Raw genomic sequence first — 15,051 nt, 5'->3', positions numbered from 1 at the left:
GGAGTACGTCGTTGCGTATGCGGGTACAGCAACGGCACGCTTCCAGGAGGTCGCATGTTCCCCGCCGATGACATCAGAGACTGGCGTTCCCACGACGTGGTCGATCAAGACGGCGACAAGATCGGCGAGCTGGAGGCCGTCTACGTCGACACCGCGACCGACGAGCCGGCGTTCGCCACCGTCCGGGTCGGGTTCCCCGGCCGGCACCGCCTGACGTTCGTCCCGCTCCTCGGGGCGACGGTGGCGCCCGGTCACGTCCGGGTCCGCTACCCGAAGAAGCTGGTCAAAGACGCTTTCAGCATCGACACCGACGGGGAGCTGGCCGCCACCGACGAGCCGGAGGTGTTCGAGCACTACGCCCTCGACTACGCACCGGGCGCCAGCGGCGAGCGCCGGCTGGCCCGGCGCTGACGATCATGGCTCTCTTTCTTCTCATCGTCATCGTCGCCATCGCCTTGGGCCTGATCGGCGTCGTCGTCAAGGGGCTGCTGTTCTTGCTGTTCATCGGGATCGTGGTGTTCCTGCTGGACTTCATCTTTCTCGGCGCTCGGCTGCGGGGCCGGCGGCGCAAGACGACCCGCTGAGCACCCGGCGGGCGTCGCGACCGCGCCGGTAGGCTGCGCGCCGTGGCGACGCTGCGTTCCCTCGATGTCGCCGACCGGCCCGACGTGTGGGAGGCGATGGGCTTCGCCGTCGCCGGCGGGGTGTGCTGGGTCAGCGACGCGGCCATCAGGCTCGGGGGGTCGGGCGCCGGGATCACCGGTTGGACGATCGACGGCGCCCCGGACCTCATCGAGCTGCCGGTCGGGGAGGATCCCGACCCGGGCGGGGCAGCGCCGCCCGGCGGGCCCGGCGGGTCGCTGCCGGCTCACCCCAACGGGGTGATCGCCCTGGACCACGTCGTGGTGAGCACACCGGACCTCGACCGCACGGTCCAAGCGTTCGAGGCGGCAGGCGTCGCCCTGCGGCGCATCCGGGAGCTAGGTCCCGCTGAGCGTCCCCGAGCCCAGGCGTTCTTCAAGCTCGGCGACATCGTGATCGAGGTGGTCGGGGCGTTGCGCGACTCCCGACCCGGGCCCGCCGGCTTCTACGGTCTGGCGTTCACCGTCTCCGACCTGGACGCGACCGGCCGCTACCTCGGCTCGGCGCTGCGACCGGCGAAGGACGCGGTGCAGGCCGGCCGGCGCATCGCCACCCTCGACCCCGGCGCCGGCTCCACGGTGGCCATCGCCTTCATGTCGGCCACCTCGGGTTAGGCGCCGCCGCGGTCGTCGATCCGCCGGAGCAGGTCGGCGGCGGCCTCGGCCACCTGGCGGTGGCCGTTCTGGGAGGCTCGCTGCTTGGCGTGGATCACCCCGGCCCGGCTGACGTTGGTGAAGTCGCCGTAGGGAAACCGGTACCGGCTCTTGGTCTCCTCCCCTGCGTCGGGGTCGATCGCCAGGTGCCACTCGCCGAAGGCGTCGTAGCCGTGCTGGTCCACCATCGCGTTCTGCTCGTCGGTGGAGGGCGAGTCGTCAGACCACGACGTGTCGGTGTCGACCTTCCCGTCGGCGATGAGCTGCCGGGCCTTCTTCACGGCGGCGTCGTTGACCTTGTAGTCGGGCATGGTCGAGAGGTACCCACCCCCGGCGGCGTCATCCCTCGCGCCGGCGGCATTGCTCCGGAAGCGCCGGCCGCTCAAGGAGGGACCGGTACCGGCCGACAGAGAGGCAGGACAGTTGTCGGCGGCGGCGCGGCATGGCGCGCCCAGAAGGCGGATCACAGTGGCATCAGGGCTTTCCACCATCTCGTTCGAAGACGTGCTCGACCGGCGCAACCTCACGCCGGCCTACCAGCCCGTCGTCGACCTGATGAGCGGCGAGACGGTCGGCTACGAGGCGCTGGCCCGCTGGCCGGCCCTCGGCATCGATCCGAGCGAGGCGTTCGAGTGGGCGGCCCGGGTCGGTGGCGTTGCCGAGCTGGACCGGGCGTGCCGGGCGGCCGCCATCACCGGCGCGGTCGACACGCTCGCCGCGGAGGTGACGCTGTTTGTCAACATCGAGCCCTCGGCGCTCACCAGCCGCGACGCGGCCGAGATCCTGGCCCTCGCCGGCGGCCGGCTGCGTCTGGTGGCTGAGATCACCGAGCGGGCGTTGCTGCGCCGGCCCGCCGAGCTGCTGCGCACCGTCGGTCAGCTGCGGGCCGCGGGCTGCGGGATCGCCCTCGACGACGTCGGGGCGGCTCCGGAGTCGCTCACCCTGCTCCCCTTCGTCCGGCCCGACGTCATCAAGCTCGACCTGTCGCTGATCCAGCGTTGGCCCGGCCCGGAGCAGGCCGCCATCCTCACTGCGGTCGCCGCGCAGGCCGAGCGGTCGGGGGCGGTGGTGCTGGCCGAAGGCATCGAGACCGAGGCCCACAGGGAGCAGGCGCTGGCCCTCGGCGCCTCCCTCGGGCAGGGATGGCTGCTGGGCCGGCCGGCGGGACCGTCGGGGCGCCCGGTCGTGGCCGGTTCGGGGCTGTCGGCTGCCGGGCCCCCGCCCCCTTCCGCGCCGACGCCGTTCTCGCTGGTCGAGGACCGCCCGCTGCGGGTGGCCCCCAAGGGGCTCCTGCTGGCCATCTCCCACCACCTCGAGAACCGGGTCCTGGCCCTCGACCCGCCGCCCGTGGTGCTGTCGACCTTCCAGGAGGCGAGGCACTTCACCCCCTTCACCGAGGTGCGCTACCGGCGTCTGGCGGCCCACTGCCCGCTGGTGGCGGTGATCGGCGCCGGCCTGGCCGCCGCCCCCGCGCCAGGCGTGCGCGGCGCCGACCTCGAGCCCGACGACGCCCTCCGTGACGAGTGGACGGTGGTGGTGGTCGGCGACCACTACGCCGGCGCGTTGATCTCCCAGGATCTCGGTGACACCGGCCCTGACCTTCACCGTCGATTCGCGTACGCAGTGACCCACGACCACGACACGGTCATGGCCGCGGCCCGCAGCCTGCTGCAGCGGGTCGTGGCCAGCGACTCGCCCTGAGGCCGGCGCCGGCCGGCTCCCCCGCCGGCCGGCGCATCCCCCACCCCGGCGGAGCCTGTAGATACGTTCGGGGCATGGCGCACGAAGCCCCGGCGGGCGGCGACCGCGACGAACGGCCTCGGGTCGCGTACCTGGTCGCGGTCACGTTGGTGTCGGGCGGGTTGATGTTCGGCGTCTGGATCGCCCTGGTCGGGCAGGCCGACCTCCAGGACAACCTGGCCGGGCTGTGCGTCTCCGGCGCCGGCGCGCTCTTCGGGTGGCTGGTCGCGGCGCGGGGGCGGGCGGTCCCGCAGCTGCGGGCCGGCGATCTTCGCCGGCTGGTCCTGCTCGGCCCGCAGCTGGTCGCCCAGACCGTCGCGGTGTACCGCGCCACGTGGCGGCGGGCCCGCGGGCGAGGCGAGCCGGGCGGCTACCGGACGGTACCGACCGACGCCGGGGGCGGCGGGTGGCGCTCGTCTCGGCGCAGCGCGGTGGAGGCCGCGCTGCTCTCGTTCACCCCCGCCACGGTGGTGGTCGACATCGACGCGGAGACCGGCACGGCTGCCGTCCACGACTTCGTCACCAGGGGAGGCGACGGGTGACCGCTTTCCTCGTCGCCGCGCTGGTCCTCATGGGGGCGCTCGGCCCGTGCGCCTGGGTGTGCTGGCGCGGCAGCCCGGAGGACCGCCTCGTCGCGCTCGGGATGGCCGGGACGGTCCAGGCGCTGGTGCTGCTGTCCCTCGCCGTCGGGTTCGCCGAGCCGGCGCTGGCGTCGCTCGGCGCGGTGCTGGCCGTCATGTCGAGCGCCGGGACCCTGCTCTTCGCCCGGTTCCTCGAGCGGTGGGTTTAGGCGGTGCGCGACGGGTTCGCCATTGCCCTGCTCGCTCTCGGTCTGCTGGTGATCGTGGTGTCCTGCGTCGGCATGGCCGTCCTGACCGACCCGATGGACCGCGTGCATCTGGTCACGCCGGCGTCGACCCTCGGCGTCGGGGCGGTGTGCGCGGCGGTGGTGGTCCACGAGGGGCTGGACGCGTCGGGCCTCTCCGCGATCCTTCTGGCCGCGGTGCTGGCCGCCACCAGCCCGCTCGTCAGCCACGCCACCGCCCGGTCCATCGCGGTGCGCCGCCAGGAGGAGCAGTGAGAGACGCGGTCATCGCGTTGGCGTTGGTGTGGGTCGCGGCGTCGGGTACGGCGGTGGTGCTGACCCGCGACCCGCTGCACCAGGCGTTCGTCGCCGGCTTCTTCGGGCTGTGCCTGGCGTCGCTGTACCTGGCCATGCAGGCCGCCGACGTGGCCCTCTCCCAGCTGGTGGTCGGGGCGGTGGCGCTGCCGTTCGTCATCCTCCTCAGCCTGGCCAAGGTCAGAAAGCCGGAGTGACCGACCGCACCCGCCTCCGGGTGTTCCTCGTCGCCGCGGCCGGGCTGGCCGTGGCCCTCGGCGTCGGCCTCGCCGGCCTGCCCCGCTTCGGGTCGCCGGCGTCCACCTACGCCGACGTCATCAACGCGTTGGCGGTCCCGCTGCGCCGCTCCACCGACGCGGTGTCGGCGGTCACCTTGGACTTCCGGGGGATCGACACGCTCTTCGAGGAGTTCATCCTCTTCGCGGCGGTGGCCGGGGTCTCCATCCTGCTGCGCCCGCTCAGCGACGAGATCGGGGAGATGCCCGAGGACCAGGCCCCGGACCGGCGGGTACCGCCGCCGTCGCCGGCGGTCGGCCTGCTCGGCACGATCCTCGCCCCGCTGCTGGTCGTGGCCGGCCTGGAGACGGTCACCCACGGCCAGGTGTCGCCCGGAGGCGGTTTCCAAGGCGGCGTGGTCCTGGCCAGTGCGCTGTTCGTCGTGTACCTGGCAACCAGCTACTCGAGGGCGGAGCGCTTCCAGCCCGGCGGCCTGCTCGAGGCGTCCGACGGCGCCGGCGCCGGCGGCTACGTGATCGTCGGTGTCGTCGGACTGCTCGCCGGCGCGGCGTTCTTGTCCAACACCGTCAGCCTCGGCCAGCCCGGCAACCTGATCTCCGGCGGGACCATCCCGATCCTCAACGCGGTGGTCGCCGTGGAGGTCGCCGGCGGCTTCGTGCTGCTGGCCAAGGAGTTCCTGGACCAAACCGCGGTGATCCGCCAGGACCGCGGCGGGCGAAGGTCGTGACCGTCCTGGCCTTCGCGGTCGTCGTGTGGCTGTTCGTCGTCGGCCTCTACGGGATGGTCACCAGCCGCAACCTGATCCACCTGGTCGTGTGCCTGTCGGTGGCGCAGTCCGCGACCGATCTGCTGCTGTTGGAGATCGGCTACGTGGGCCACGGCCACGCCCCGGTGTTCGTCGACCTGCCCAAGCATCCCGGTCCGACGGTCGACTCCATCATGCAAGCCCTGTCGCTCACCGACGTGGTGCTCGGCGCCGCGGTGTCGGCGCTGCTGCTGGCGCTGAGCGTGCAAGTCCACAAGCGGACCGGGACCCTCGACCCCGACGAGCTGCGCACCGTCGAGCCCAACCGGTCGTGATCCCCGCCGTGGCGCACCCGGCGCCGGGCACGGTGCTGGCCCCCCTGGCGGTGGCCGTCCCGCTGGCCGCGGCCGCGGTGCTGGCCGGCGCCAACCAGCGCATCCCGGCGTTGTGGCGTGACCTGCTCGGCTCCGCGGCCGCCGCGACGGCGACGGTGCTGGCCGGCGTGGTCCTGTCCCAAGCCGCGCACCGGCGGGTGGTGTACTGGTTCGGCGGGTGGCGCCCGGTGCACGGCACCGTCATCGGCGTGGACTACGCCGTCGACCCGATGGGCGGCGCGCTGGCGGTGCTGGCCGGGGTGCTGGCCCTCGCCGCGCTGGTCTACTCCCGGCGGTTCTTCGGCGAGACCGGCGGCCGGTACCCGGCGCTGGTGCTGGTGTTCACCGCCGCGAGCATCGACTTCGCGTGGACCGGTGACCTGTTCAACATGTTCGTGGCGTTCGAGCTGGTCGCGGTCACCGGCTTCATCCTCACCGGCTTCTACGCCGAGGAGGAGGCGCCGCTGCAGGGCGCGATCAACTTCGCGGTGCTCAACACCGTCGGCGGCCTGGTGGTGCTGACCGGCGTCGCGCTGCTCTACGGGCACACCGGGACCCTCAACCTGGCGCAGATGGGCCAGACCCTCGCCGGTCACCGCCCCGGGGGGCTGGTGGTGGTGGCCTTCGCTCTCCTGGCATCGGGGTTCTTGGTCAAGGCCGGGTCGGTGCCGTGGCACTTCTGGCTCCCCGACGCCTACGGCACCGCGCCGGCCCCGGCGAGCATCCTCATCGCCGGGGTGACCAGCGAGCTGGGTCTCTTCGGTCTGGCCCGGACCTGGGAGACGGTGTTCTCCGGGGCGGTCGCGGGGTCCGCGGAGCAGCGGATCCGGCTGGTCCTCGGCGCCTTGGGGGTCCTCACCGCGCTGGTCGGCACCGCCATGGCGCTGGCGGAGGACCATCCCCGCCGGCTGCTGGCGTTCGTGGTCATCGCCCACCTGGGCGTGTACCTGCTGGGCTTCTCGTTGCTTCGCACCGCGGCGCTCGGCGGCGTCGCCCTCCTCGCCGCCGGCGACGGCTTCGTCAAGGGGGCGTTGTTCCTGGCGGTCGGGATCATCCGCCGGCACCGCCGCGCGACCGGCGCCCGGGCGTTGCGAGGGGAGGGGCCGGCGATCACTATCGCAGCCGGGGTCATCGTCCTCGGCGTGCTGTGCCTGTCGGACCTGCCGCCGTTTTCTTCCTCGGTCGGCAAGGACCTCCTCGTGGCCACGGCCGGGTCGGCCGGCCCGTTGGTCGAGGCGGTGATCGCGGTGACCGTCGTCGGTTCGGGGGCGGCCATCCTTGCCAGCGCGGTCCAGGTGTGGCAGGGGCACGCAGTCGACAACCCTTCGCCGTCGGAGGACGCCGCGGAGACCGCCGCGGGGTGGGGCAACGTCACCCTCCTCGCGCCGCCCGTGGTGCTGCTCGCCGCCGCTTTGGGGTTGGGTTTGGTGCCCCACCTGGCCGACCACGCGGCGAGCGCGGCCGCGTCCTTCGCCGACCGTCCCGGCTACCACGCCGCGGTGTACGGCGCGGCACGCCGCGCCGTGGCCCGTCCCGGGACGGGCGGCGGGGGCGTCGAGCCGCTGGTGATCGACGGGGCGGAGGCCGCGGCGTCGGTCCTCGCCGCCGCGGCGCTCGTGTCCCGCCGGCGGATCGCGCCGGTGCTGGGCCGGGGGACCGGGTGGCTGCGGGACCTGCACCGCGGCCACCTAGGCGATCAGCTGACCTGGGCGGTGCTCGGGATGGCGGCGATGGCCGCGGCCAGCGGTCTAGCCCTGCGCTGAAGGGCGGCGGTGGAGGGACACGGCGTAGCCGGCGTCCGGTCCGAACGGGTTCCGCTCCCAGGTAGACCACCGCTGCTCGAGGGTCAGGCCGGTCGAGGCGCACGACTGGTCCCACTCGTCCAGGCGGTACCGGCCATCGAGCTGGAAGCCGGCGACCATCGCCCCGCCGGGGGCCACGTGCGACGCGCACCCCGCGACCAGCGCCGGGCGGTCCTCCGGCGGGCAGAACAGCGGCACGTTGCCGGCCAGCACCACCACCTCGAAGGTCCGGCCCAGGTCGAGGGTGGCCAGGTCGGCGTGCCGCCACGCCAAGCCCGGGGCCCGCCGGCGGGCCTCCGCGATCATCGACTCGTCGACGTCCACGCCGACGACGTCTACGCCGCGGCCGGCCAGCTCGATGGCCACCCGCCCGGTCCCGCAGCCGGCGTCGAGGACCGAGGCCGGCGACAGGGACAGGACCAGGCGGGCCTCGCCGTGCACGTCCACGCCGCGCGCCGCCAGCTCGTCGAAGCGCTCCTGGTAGGCCTTGCCGTCGAACCCTGCCATCCCCACAGCATGGCCGACGGACGGCTCAGCCGGGATCGCCGAGCAGGCTGGTGCGGATCCGGAGGAGGTGCTGGCGCATCACCTCAGCGGCTTGGGGGGCGTCCCGGTCGGCGATCGCCTCGACCAGCGCCTCGTGGTCGCGCTGGTAGTCGTCGCGGCGGGCCGCGGTGAACGCCCTCCGCTTGGCGTTGCCCCACACCGGGCTGTCGCGTGCCGCGTTGGACACCTCGAACAGCTGCACCAGCAGCGGGTTGGCCGTCGACGCGGCGATGGCGGCGTGGAGCCGGGCGTCCCACACCTCGAACTCGTCGAAGCCCGGCGCGGCGCGTCCCTCGGCCAGGCACCGGCGCATCTCGGCGATGTCGCTGGCGGTGGCGTGGGCCACGGCCAGTCCCAGCATCTGCGGTTCGAGGAGGAGCCGGACGGCCATGATCTGGGCCGGGCTCAGGTCCTGGGTCACTGCGGGGGCCACGAACGTGCCCCGCCCGACGTGGCGGACCACCGCCCCCGAGTGCTCCAGACGGTCCAGCCACGCCCGCACCGCGGTGCGGCTCAGCCCGTGGCGGGCGGCCAGCTCTCGCTCCGGGGGCAGGCGGCCGTCGTCGCGTTGGCGGGCCGCGTCGAGCTCGCCGGCCAGGGCCAGCTCGGCCGGCAGAGTACGGGTGGGGGTGAGGGTGAGGGTGGGGGTGGGGGTGGTCATCGGGCGGTCACCAGCGAGGGAAAGAGGAATGGTCGCCCAATGATAGCCGGACCTGCCCTTGACGCCCCTGCGAACCTGGCATACCGTCGCGACCAACGGCAAACCAAGCGGGAGATTGGTCCACCAATGAGGCTGCGGCGATGAAGTACGTGACGTACCGGGACGGCGCCGGCACCAGGGCGGGGATTCTCGACGAGCAGGGGCGGGTGCAGCCCCTGGCGGCCCGCAGCGTCGCGGACGTCATCGCCGCGGCGGCGGGTACCGCCCCCCTCGAAGCGGTCGGCCCGGCGCTCGCCGTGGACGGGGTGGAGCTGCTGGCGCCGATCGTGCGCCCGGCGCGCAACGTGTTCTGCGTCGGCAAGAACTACCGGGACCACGCCCGGGAGTTCGCGGCCAGCGGCTACGACCGCAGCTCAGGCGGGGCCGAGGAGCCCGACGCGCCGGTGGTCTTCACCAAGCCGCCCAGCTCGGTCATCGGCGACGGGGCCGAGATCGACCGGCACCGGGCGGTGACCGACGAGCTGGACTACGAGGCGGAGCTGGCCGTGATGATCGGCCGGCCCGGCCGTGACATCCGTCCGGAGGACGCCCCCGCCCACATCTGGGGCTACACCATCGTCAACGACGTCACCGCCCGGGACCGCCAGCGGGACCACAAGCAGTGGTTCCTCGGCAAGGGCCTCGACACGTTCTGCCCGATGGGCCCGTGGGCGGTCACCGCCGACGAGGTCGACCCCGAAGGTCGGGGCCGGCCCGACCTGGAAGTGACCTGCCGGGTCAACGGGGAGCTGCGCCAGAAGGCCAGCACCCTTGACCTGATCTTCGACATCCCCACCCTCATCGCCGAGATCTCCTCCGGGCTGACCCTCGAGCCCGGCGACGTCATCGCCACCGGCACGCCGGCGGGGGTCGGGATCGGGTTCACCCCGCCCCGGTTCCTAGACAGCGGCGACGAGGTGGAGATCTCCATCACCGGGCTCGGCACCCTCCACAACCGGGTGGCCGGCCCCGCAGAGAAAGGACCAACCTAATGAGCAGCAGCACGGACCTCTTCGTCGAGATCGAGGGGTCGGGAGACCCGATCCTGATGGTGCACGGCCTGGGCGGTACCACCAACTTCTATCAGCCCCAGGCCGTCGCGCTGAGCGCCCACCACCGGGTCATCCGCTTCGACCTTCCCGGCGCCGGGCGCTCCCCCACCCGCCCTTCGGTGTCCATCGAAAGCTTCGCCGACGACATGGAAGCGGTCCTCGAACGCGCCGGCGTCGAGCGGGCCGACATCGTCGGGCACTCCATGGGCACCATCGCGGTCGCGCACTTCGCCCGTACCCGGCCCGAACGGGTCCGCCGGCTGGCCCTGCTCGGCCCGGTGCGCGAGCAGCCGGAGGCGGCCAAGCAGGCCACCAGGTCACGGGCCGCGACCGTCCGGGCCGAGGGCATGATCGCGGTGGCCGACGCCATCGTCGGCGCCGCCACCTCCGAACGGACCCGAAAGGAACGGCCGGTCGTCGCCGCGTTCGTTCGTGAGCTGCTGATGGGCCAGGACCCGCAGGGGTACGCGTCGCACTGCGAGGCGCTGGCCGCGGCCACCGCGGTGGAGATCGCCAAGATCGAAGCACCGACGTTGCTGCTCACCGGCAGCGACGACAAGGTCGGCTCGCCCGACAGCGCCAAGGCCATGTTCGAGGAGTTCCCCAACGCCAGCTACGAGGTGATCGAGGGGATCGGCCACTGGACGGCCCTGGAGGCGCCGCAACGGGTCACCGACGCGCTGCGTGATTTCTTCAACTGACCAAACATTCACCGCACTCCCTGGGGGGGAACCATGAACAGCGACGATCAGGTCCTTTTCACCAATGTCACCGTGCTCGACGGCACCGGCGCCGACCCTTACCGGGGGGAGGTGCTAGTCGAGGGCGAGCGCATCGCCGCGGTCGGGCGCACCGGCATCACCCGCCGGCCGTCGGGCGTGCACGTCGTCGACGGCGGCGGGGGCACGGTGATGCCGGGCCTCTGCGACGCCCACGCCCACTTCACCTGGAACAACGGGGCCAGCCTCGACGCGCTGGCCGACATGGGCGTCGAGGAGCACACCCTCCTCGCGGCCCGCTCAGCCAAGACCTACCTGGACTGCGGCTACACGTCCTGTGTCGGGGCGGCGTCGGCCAAGCAGCGCATCGACGTGGTCATCCGCGACGCCATCAACGCCGGTGACATCCCCGGCCCCCGCTACCTGGCCAACGCCAAGGAGATCGCGTCGACGGGCGGGGCGCTGGTGCCGGGCATCACCAACTTCGTGGACGGCCCCGACGAGATGCGCCGAACCGTGCGGACCCTGATCGGTCTCGGCGTCGACTTGATCAAGCTCATCCTCTCCGGCGAGGAGATCACCGGCTCGCAGCGCGCCGAGGACACCTATTTCACCGACGCGGAGGTCGAGATGGCCGTCCGGGAGGCTCACAACCGGGGGGTACGGGTCTGCGCGCACGCCCGCAGCGCCGAGTCGGTGAAGATGTGCCTGCGCGCCGGCGTGGACATCATCTACCACGCGTCGTTCATCGACGAGGAGGGCATGGACGAGCTGGAACGCCAGAAGGACCGGGTGTTCGTCGCCCCCGGGATCAACTGGATCATCGCCACGCTGGAGGACGCCGGCCCGTGGGGGTTCACCCCGGACCTGGCCGAGCAGGTCGGCTACAAGCGGGAGCTGGAGATCGCCGTCGAGGGCATGCGCGAAGCCCACCGGCGGGGGATCCGGGTGCTGCCCGGCGGCGACTACGGGTTCGCGTGGACCCCGCACGGCACCTACGCCCGCGACCTCGTGCACTTCGTCAAGCTGTTCGGGTTCACCCCGATGGAGGCGATCGTGGCGGCGACCAGGCAGGGCGGCGAGATCATGGGCCAGCCCAACGACCTGGGGCTGGTCAGCCCCGGCTACCTCGCCGATTTGCTCCTGGTCGAGGGCGACCCGCTGGCGGACATCGCCCTGCTCCAAGACGCCGACCGGATCAAGGTGGTGATGAAAGGAGGCCGGTTCCACAAGGCGCCGGCCGCCACGGTGTCATCGGGTGCACCCGCGTTCGGCGACGAGGTGCTCGTCACCCTCTGAACCGGCGGGCCCGCCGATAAGCGATGCCGCTGCCGGCCCCGGCGCGCCGTCGCGCCGGGGCCGGCTCGGGGGAACCCCGCTACCTGGCGGTCCCCGGCGCGAACGACACGCCCCGGAACAGGGTCCCGTCGGCGGCGGTGGCCAGGGTCTTGAACTCCTCGTCGGGGCGGGGGGTGAGCGCCGCGACCTGATCGGTGACCGACACCAGCCGGTTGGGGTCGGCGCCCTGGTCGCCCGAGCCGCTGACGGTGGAAGTGGTGGCGTAGAGGGTGACCGACCCGTTGGGGTTGACCCGGCCGGTCAGCTGGCGGATGCCGTCGGTGGCCGGCGCCCACGGCTCGCCGGTGCCGCCGGGGAGGTTGTTGTCACCCTTCGGGTAGCCGGCCACGGCGTAGGGCTGGCCCAGGTCCAGCCCGTCGCGGACGGTGTAGGCCAGGTGCCAGGCCTGGGCGGAGGGGTCGAACACCCACTTCTGCAGCCCGGCAGTCGGGTTGTTGGTGGGGTCGGTGGCGCTGTAGCTGCCCTTGACCGGCCCGTTGCCGTTGCCCTCGTCGGCCACGTACATCGTGTCGGGGTTGGCGAACCAGATCCCGAAGGGGTAGCCGGCGAGGGGGTTGGAGCCGTTGAGGATCTGGGGGAACCCGGCCAGCACGCACATGTTGAACGGGGTCAGCCGGCCGCCCTGGACGCTGAAGTTGCCGCCCGCCAACGCGGTGGTCGGCAGCGCCGCTCCGGCCTGGGGCACCCCGTAACCGTTGGGGCATGCCTTGCCGGTGGTATCCACGAAGTAGACGGTGTTGATGCCCTTCCCGCCGCTGCCCTTCACGTAGTAGAGGACGTTGTTCTCGATGGCGACGGCGCGGTAGTTGTTCTCCTTGGCCACGTCGCCCTTCTCGCTCAGGCCGAGCTCGTTCACCCCGAAGCTGGCGACCGGGGTCGGGGCGCCCGGCGCCTGCTTGGCCTCCGACGCTTGCAGGAACGGCGTGATCTGAGCGCCGGCGCTGGTGATAAATGCGTCGCCGGCGCTGTCGTTGGCGTTGCCGGCCATGTACAGCTGGCCGGCAGCGGGGTTGAGGATCGCGGCCCGGCCGTTGTCGCCGGAGAAGGCGTTGGTCAGGGTGAAGTGGAACTTGCCGTCGGTGCCGACCTCGCCGACCACCCGGTAGTGGGGCGCGGCGGCCGGGTTGGTGCCGGGCGCGTCGACGCCGGGGGTGTTGGAGTTGGAGACGTCGAGCACGTCGACCGGCGAGTCGTAGCCCATGAACGTGAGGTGCTTGCCGTCGGGCGACAGGTTGAGGGCCAGCTCCGACTTCGACGAGTAGCTGGTGACCATCTGGTCGGCGCCGGGCGTGTAGCCGGGCTGGGTGCTGTTGGGCACCTCGACGGTGCCGACCAGCCTGCCGGTCGGGGACATCTCGTCGAGGACGATCTTGGAGGTGATGCCGAAGCTGCCGTCGGCGCTGGAGTTGTTGAACACCTCGGGGAAGCCGCCGTCGGTCAGCGCCGGCGAGCACGGGTTGGTGGTGGAGCCGGCCTGGCAGCCGGGGGGCAGCTGGGTCTGGCCGGCGACGATGCTCGGGTCGTACTGGTAGTCGCTGGTGGCGACGAGCAGGTCGCCGGGGATCAGCTTGGCGCTGGCCGGCGCCTTGGCCGGGTGGGGGCCGGCGCTGGCCGCCCCGGTGGCGACGAGCGGGACGGCGGCCAGGACCGCGGCGGGCAGGGCGAGGACGCGGCGGGGAACGCGGCGATTACGGCGCGGTTGGGTCATGGACGACTCCTTGGTGGTCAGCTCGGCGGGACGCTGCGCTGCGCCGGTCAGGCTGGCCTCGGGACGTGAACGGCGCCGGTCCCCCCGGCAGCCTGAGGATGAAGACTCGGTGCGAGCGCCGGCTCAGGGACGAAGTGGACGAAGTCCCGGGAGCGGATCAGGGCCACGGAGGCGACGCCGCCGGCGAGGGCCACGATGCCGGTGATCACGAACAGCTCGTTGATCCCGGAGGCGAAGCTGCTGTGGATCACCGCGCCCAGGTGGCCCCGCTGCGGGCCCGGCACCGAGGCGATGGCCTGCCCGACCTGGCCGTTGCGCACCGCCGCCAGCGTCCGGGCGGCCACCGCCGGGTCGCCGACCCCGGAGCTGATCAGGTGGCTGAGCCGGGCCGAGAACACCGACCCGAGCGCCGCGATGCTCGCGGCGATGCCCACCTGGCGGAAGGTGGTGTTGATCCCCGACGCCATGCCCGAGCGCATCGGGTGGACGACGCCGACTGCGGTGGAGGCCAGCGGCGCGTTGACCATCCCGGACCCGGCGCCGGCGACGAGCAGCCCGGGGATCAGGTGGGTCCAGGCCGTCCCGGCGTCGACGCCCGACATCAGCAGCAGCCCGGCCCCGACCAGCCCCAGGCCGGGGCCGATCAGCCACCGCACCGGCACGTGGGCGCTCAGCCGACCGGCCACCGTGGACACCACCAGGGTGATCCCCGACAGGACCAGCAGCCGGACGCCGGTGCCGAGGGCGGAGAACCCGAGGAGGTCCTGCAGGTACAAGGTGATGTAGAGGAGCATGGCGAACAGCGACCCGTTCATCGCCAGCGCGGCCAGCGAACCGCCGACGAAGGTCGGGATCTTGAACAGCGACAGGTCGAACAGCGGGTGAGCGACGACGGCTTCGGTGAAAACGAACCCGACGAGGAAGACCACGGCCAGCGCCAGTGACACCCACACGCCGGGGTCACCCCAGGAGATCTCTCCGGCCCGGATCATGCCGTAGACCAAAGCGGCCAGCCCGAAGGTCAAAAGGACGAACCCGGCGAAGTCCGGGCGGTGGGCGTGGGGCGACTTGCTCTCCTCGACCTTGTACGCGGTTACCAACACCGCGCCGACGCCGATCGGCACGTTGACGAGGAAGATCCCCCGCCACGAGAGGCCGCTGGTGATGGCCCCGCCGAGGATCGGACCGAGGGCCACCGCGACTCCGGTCACCGCGCCCCACAGCCCGAACGCGGTCCCCCGCTCCCGGCCGTGGAAGCTCTGCGCCAGCAACGCCAGCGAGGTGGCGAACACGATCGCCCCGCCGATCCCCTGCCCGCCTCTGGAGATGATCAGCATCTCGGGGCTCTGCGCCAGCCCGCACAGGAGCGACCCGGCCGTGAAGACCACCAGGCCGATCCCGAACAGCAGCCGCCGCCCGAAGCGGTCGGCGAGCGCCCCGGCCGTCAGCAGCAGCGACGCCAGACTGAGGGCGTAGGCGTCGACCACCCACTGCAGGTCCCCGAACCCGGCGCGAAGCGCGCCTTGGATGCTCGGCAGCGCCACGTTCACGATGGTCACGTCGAGCAGCAACATGAACGTGCCGGCGCAAACGGCGATGAGGGTCCACCACTTCTTTTCCATGCCCCAAGGATGGGGAAAGGAGCCGGTCCACT

Annotated in this window: 19 protein-coding genes; 14 read left to right on the top strand and 5 right to left on the bottom strand. The window is 72.6% G+C overall.

Annotation, left to right across the window (positions count from 1 at the left end; all coding sequences use genetic code 11):
• Window positions 1-54 precede the first annotated feature (54 nt).
• Genes K6U06_RS00295 through K6U06_RS00285 form a run of 3 tightly spaced genes read left to right on the top strand, consistent with a single transcriptional unit; the run spans window position 55 to window position 1,256 of the window.
• Window positions 55-411, top strand: a complete 357-nt coding sequence (locus K6U06_RS00295) for a PRC-barrel domain-containing protein (RefSeq protein ID WP_262319882.1) — start codon at window positions 55-57, stop codon at window positions 409-411.
• A 5-nt stretch (window positions 412-416) separates the two neighbouring features.
• Entirely contained in the window at window positions 417-584 is a 168-nt protein-coding gene (locus tag K6U06_RS00290; RefSeq protein WP_262319881.1) for a hypothetical protein, read from the top strand.
• 42 nt (window positions 585-626) lie between these two features.
• Complete coding sequence (locus tag K6U06_RS00285) at window positions 627-1,256, top strand: VOC family protein (protein ID WP_262319880.1); 630 nt, start codon at window positions 627-629, stop codon at window positions 1,254-1,256.
• Here K6U06_RS00285 and K6U06_RS00280 read toward each other — a convergent pair.
• Window positions 1,253-1,606, bottom strand: coding sequence for a hypothetical protein (locus K6U06_RS00280; protein WP_262319879.1), 354 nt, complete (start codon window positions 1,604-1,606; stop codon window positions 1,253-1,255). The genes K6U06_RS00285 and K6U06_RS00280 overlap by 4 nt on opposite strands.
• A gap of 157 nt (window positions 1,607-1,763) precedes the next feature.
• Here K6U06_RS00280 and K6U06_RS00275 point away from each other — a divergent pair, with 157 nt between their 5' ends.
• The 8 genes from K6U06_RS00275 to K6U06_RS00240 all read left to right on the top strand — a co-directional run bounded on the left by K6U06_RS00275 (window position 1,764) and on the right by K6U06_RS00240 (window position 7,274).
• Window positions 1,764-2,996, top strand: coding sequence for an EAL domain-containing protein (locus K6U06_RS00275; RefSeq protein ID WP_262319878.1), 1,233 nt, complete (start codon window positions 1,764-1,766; stop codon window positions 2,994-2,996).
• 74 nt (window positions 2,997-3,070) lie between these two features.
• Complete coding sequence (locus tag K6U06_RS00270) at window positions 3,071-3,577, top strand: Na+/H+ antiporter subunit E (protein WP_262319877.1); 507 nt, start codon at window positions 3,071-3,073, stop codon at window positions 3,575-3,577.
• Window positions 3,574-3,825, top strand: coding sequence for a monovalent cation/H+ antiporter complex subunit F (locus tag K6U06_RS00265; RefSeq protein WP_262319876.1), 252 nt, complete (start codon window positions 3,574-3,576; stop codon window positions 3,823-3,825). The genes K6U06_RS00270 and K6U06_RS00265 overlap by 4 nt, the downstream gene beginning before the upstream one ends.
• 3 nt (window positions 3,826-3,828) lie before the next feature.
• The gene (locus tag K6U06_RS00260) at window positions 3,829-4,116 is read left to right on the top strand and encodes a monovalent cation/H(+) antiporter subunit G (RefSeq protein ID WP_262319875.1); all 288 of its coding nucleotides are present in this window, start codon (window positions 3,829-3,831) and stop codon (window positions 4,114-4,116) included.
• The gene (locus tag K6U06_RS00255; protein WP_262319874.1) at window positions 4,113-4,352 is read left to right on the top strand and encodes a Na(+)/H(+) antiporter subunit B; all 240 of its coding nucleotides are present in this window, start codon (window positions 4,113-4,115) and stop codon (window positions 4,350-4,352) included. Before K6U06_RS00260 ends, K6U06_RS00255 begins: the two co-directional genes overlap by 4 nt.
• On the top strand, window positions 4,349-5,119 hold the full coding sequence (locus K6U06_RS00250) for an MnhB domain-containing protein (RefSeq protein WP_262319873.1): 771 nt from the start codon (window positions 4,349-4,351) through the stop codon (window positions 5,117-5,119). Before K6U06_RS00255 ends, K6U06_RS00250 begins: the two co-directional genes overlap by 4 nt.
• Entirely contained in the window at window positions 5,116-5,472 is a 357-nt protein-coding gene (locus K6U06_RS00245) for a sodium:proton antiporter (RefSeq protein WP_262319872.1), read from the top strand. Before K6U06_RS00250 ends, K6U06_RS00245 begins: the two co-directional genes overlap by 4 nt.
• Window positions 5,469-7,274, top strand: a complete 1,806-nt coding sequence (locus tag K6U06_RS00240; protein ID WP_262319871.1) for a complex I subunit 5 family protein — start codon at window positions 5,469-5,471, stop codon at window positions 7,272-7,274. The genes K6U06_RS00245 and K6U06_RS00240 overlap by 4 nt, the downstream gene beginning before the upstream one ends.
• On the opposite strand, the gene K6U06_RS00235 is transcribed toward K6U06_RS00240, so the two are convergent.
• Both K6U06_RS00235 and K6U06_RS00230 read right to left on the bottom strand, forming a co-directional pair.
• Window positions 7,260-7,820 (bottom strand): class I SAM-dependent methyltransferase, encoded by a 561-nt coding sequence (locus K6U06_RS00235; protein ID WP_262319870.1) that lies wholly within the window; start codon window positions 7,818-7,820, stop codon window positions 7,260-7,262. The two genes, K6U06_RS00240 and K6U06_RS00235, sit on opposite strands and share 15 nt — an antisense overlap.
• 25 nt (window positions 7,821-7,845) lie before the next feature.
• Window positions 7,846-8,520, bottom strand: a complete 675-nt coding sequence (locus K6U06_RS00230; protein WP_262319869.1) for a FadR/GntR family transcriptional regulator — start codon at window positions 8,518-8,520, stop codon at window positions 7,846-7,848.
• Window positions 8,521-8,660: 140 nt separating this feature from the next.
• Between K6U06_RS00230 and K6U06_RS00225 the strand changes: the two genes are divergently transcribed.
• From K6U06_RS00225 to K6U06_RS00215, 3 genes are read left to right on the top strand one after another with little or no spacing between them, the layout of a single operon-like run.
• Window positions 8,661-9,551, top strand: a complete 891-nt coding sequence (locus K6U06_RS00225) for a fumarylacetoacetate hydrolase family protein (protein WP_262319868.1) — start codon at window positions 8,661-8,663, stop codon at window positions 9,549-9,551.
• Window positions 9,551-10,312, top strand: a complete 762-nt coding sequence (locus K6U06_RS00220; RefSeq protein WP_262319867.1) for an alpha/beta fold hydrolase — start codon at window positions 9,551-9,553, stop codon at window positions 10,310-10,312. Before K6U06_RS00225 ends, K6U06_RS00220 begins: the two co-directional genes overlap by 1 nt.
• A gap of 33 nt (window positions 10,313-10,345) precedes the next feature.
• Entirely contained in the window at window positions 10,346-11,629 is a 1,284-nt protein-coding gene (locus tag K6U06_RS00215) for a metal-dependent hydrolase family protein (protein WP_262319866.1), read from the top strand.
• A gap of 79 nt (window positions 11,630-11,708) precedes the next feature.
• Here the strand turns inward: K6U06_RS00215 and K6U06_RS00210 are convergent, their stop codons facing one another.
• Both K6U06_RS00210 and K6U06_RS00205 read right to left on the bottom strand, forming a co-directional pair.
• Window positions 11,709-13,397, bottom strand: a complete 1,689-nt coding sequence (locus K6U06_RS00210) for a hypothetical protein (protein WP_262319865.1) — start codon at window positions 13,395-13,397, stop codon at window positions 11,709-11,711.
• Window positions 13,398-13,444: 47 nt separating this feature from the next.
• Window positions 13,445-15,019: an MFS transporter gene (locus K6U06_RS00205; RefSeq protein WP_262319864.1), complete on the bottom strand. Its 1,575-nt coding sequence runs from the start codon at window positions 15,017-15,019 to the stop codon at window positions 13,445-13,447.
• Window positions 15,020-15,051 lie beyond the last annotated feature (32 nt).

The sequence above is a fragment of the Acidiferrimicrobium sp. IK genome, from assembly GCF_025499425.1.
In the GTDB taxonomy this organism is placed as follows: domain Bacteria; phylum Actinomycetota; class Acidimicrobiia; order Acidimicrobiales; family Palsa-688; genus Acidiferrimicrobium.
The sequence above is the reverse complement of the archived record's forward strand: the minus strand, read 5'-3'. Positions and strand labels throughout refer to the sequence as shown.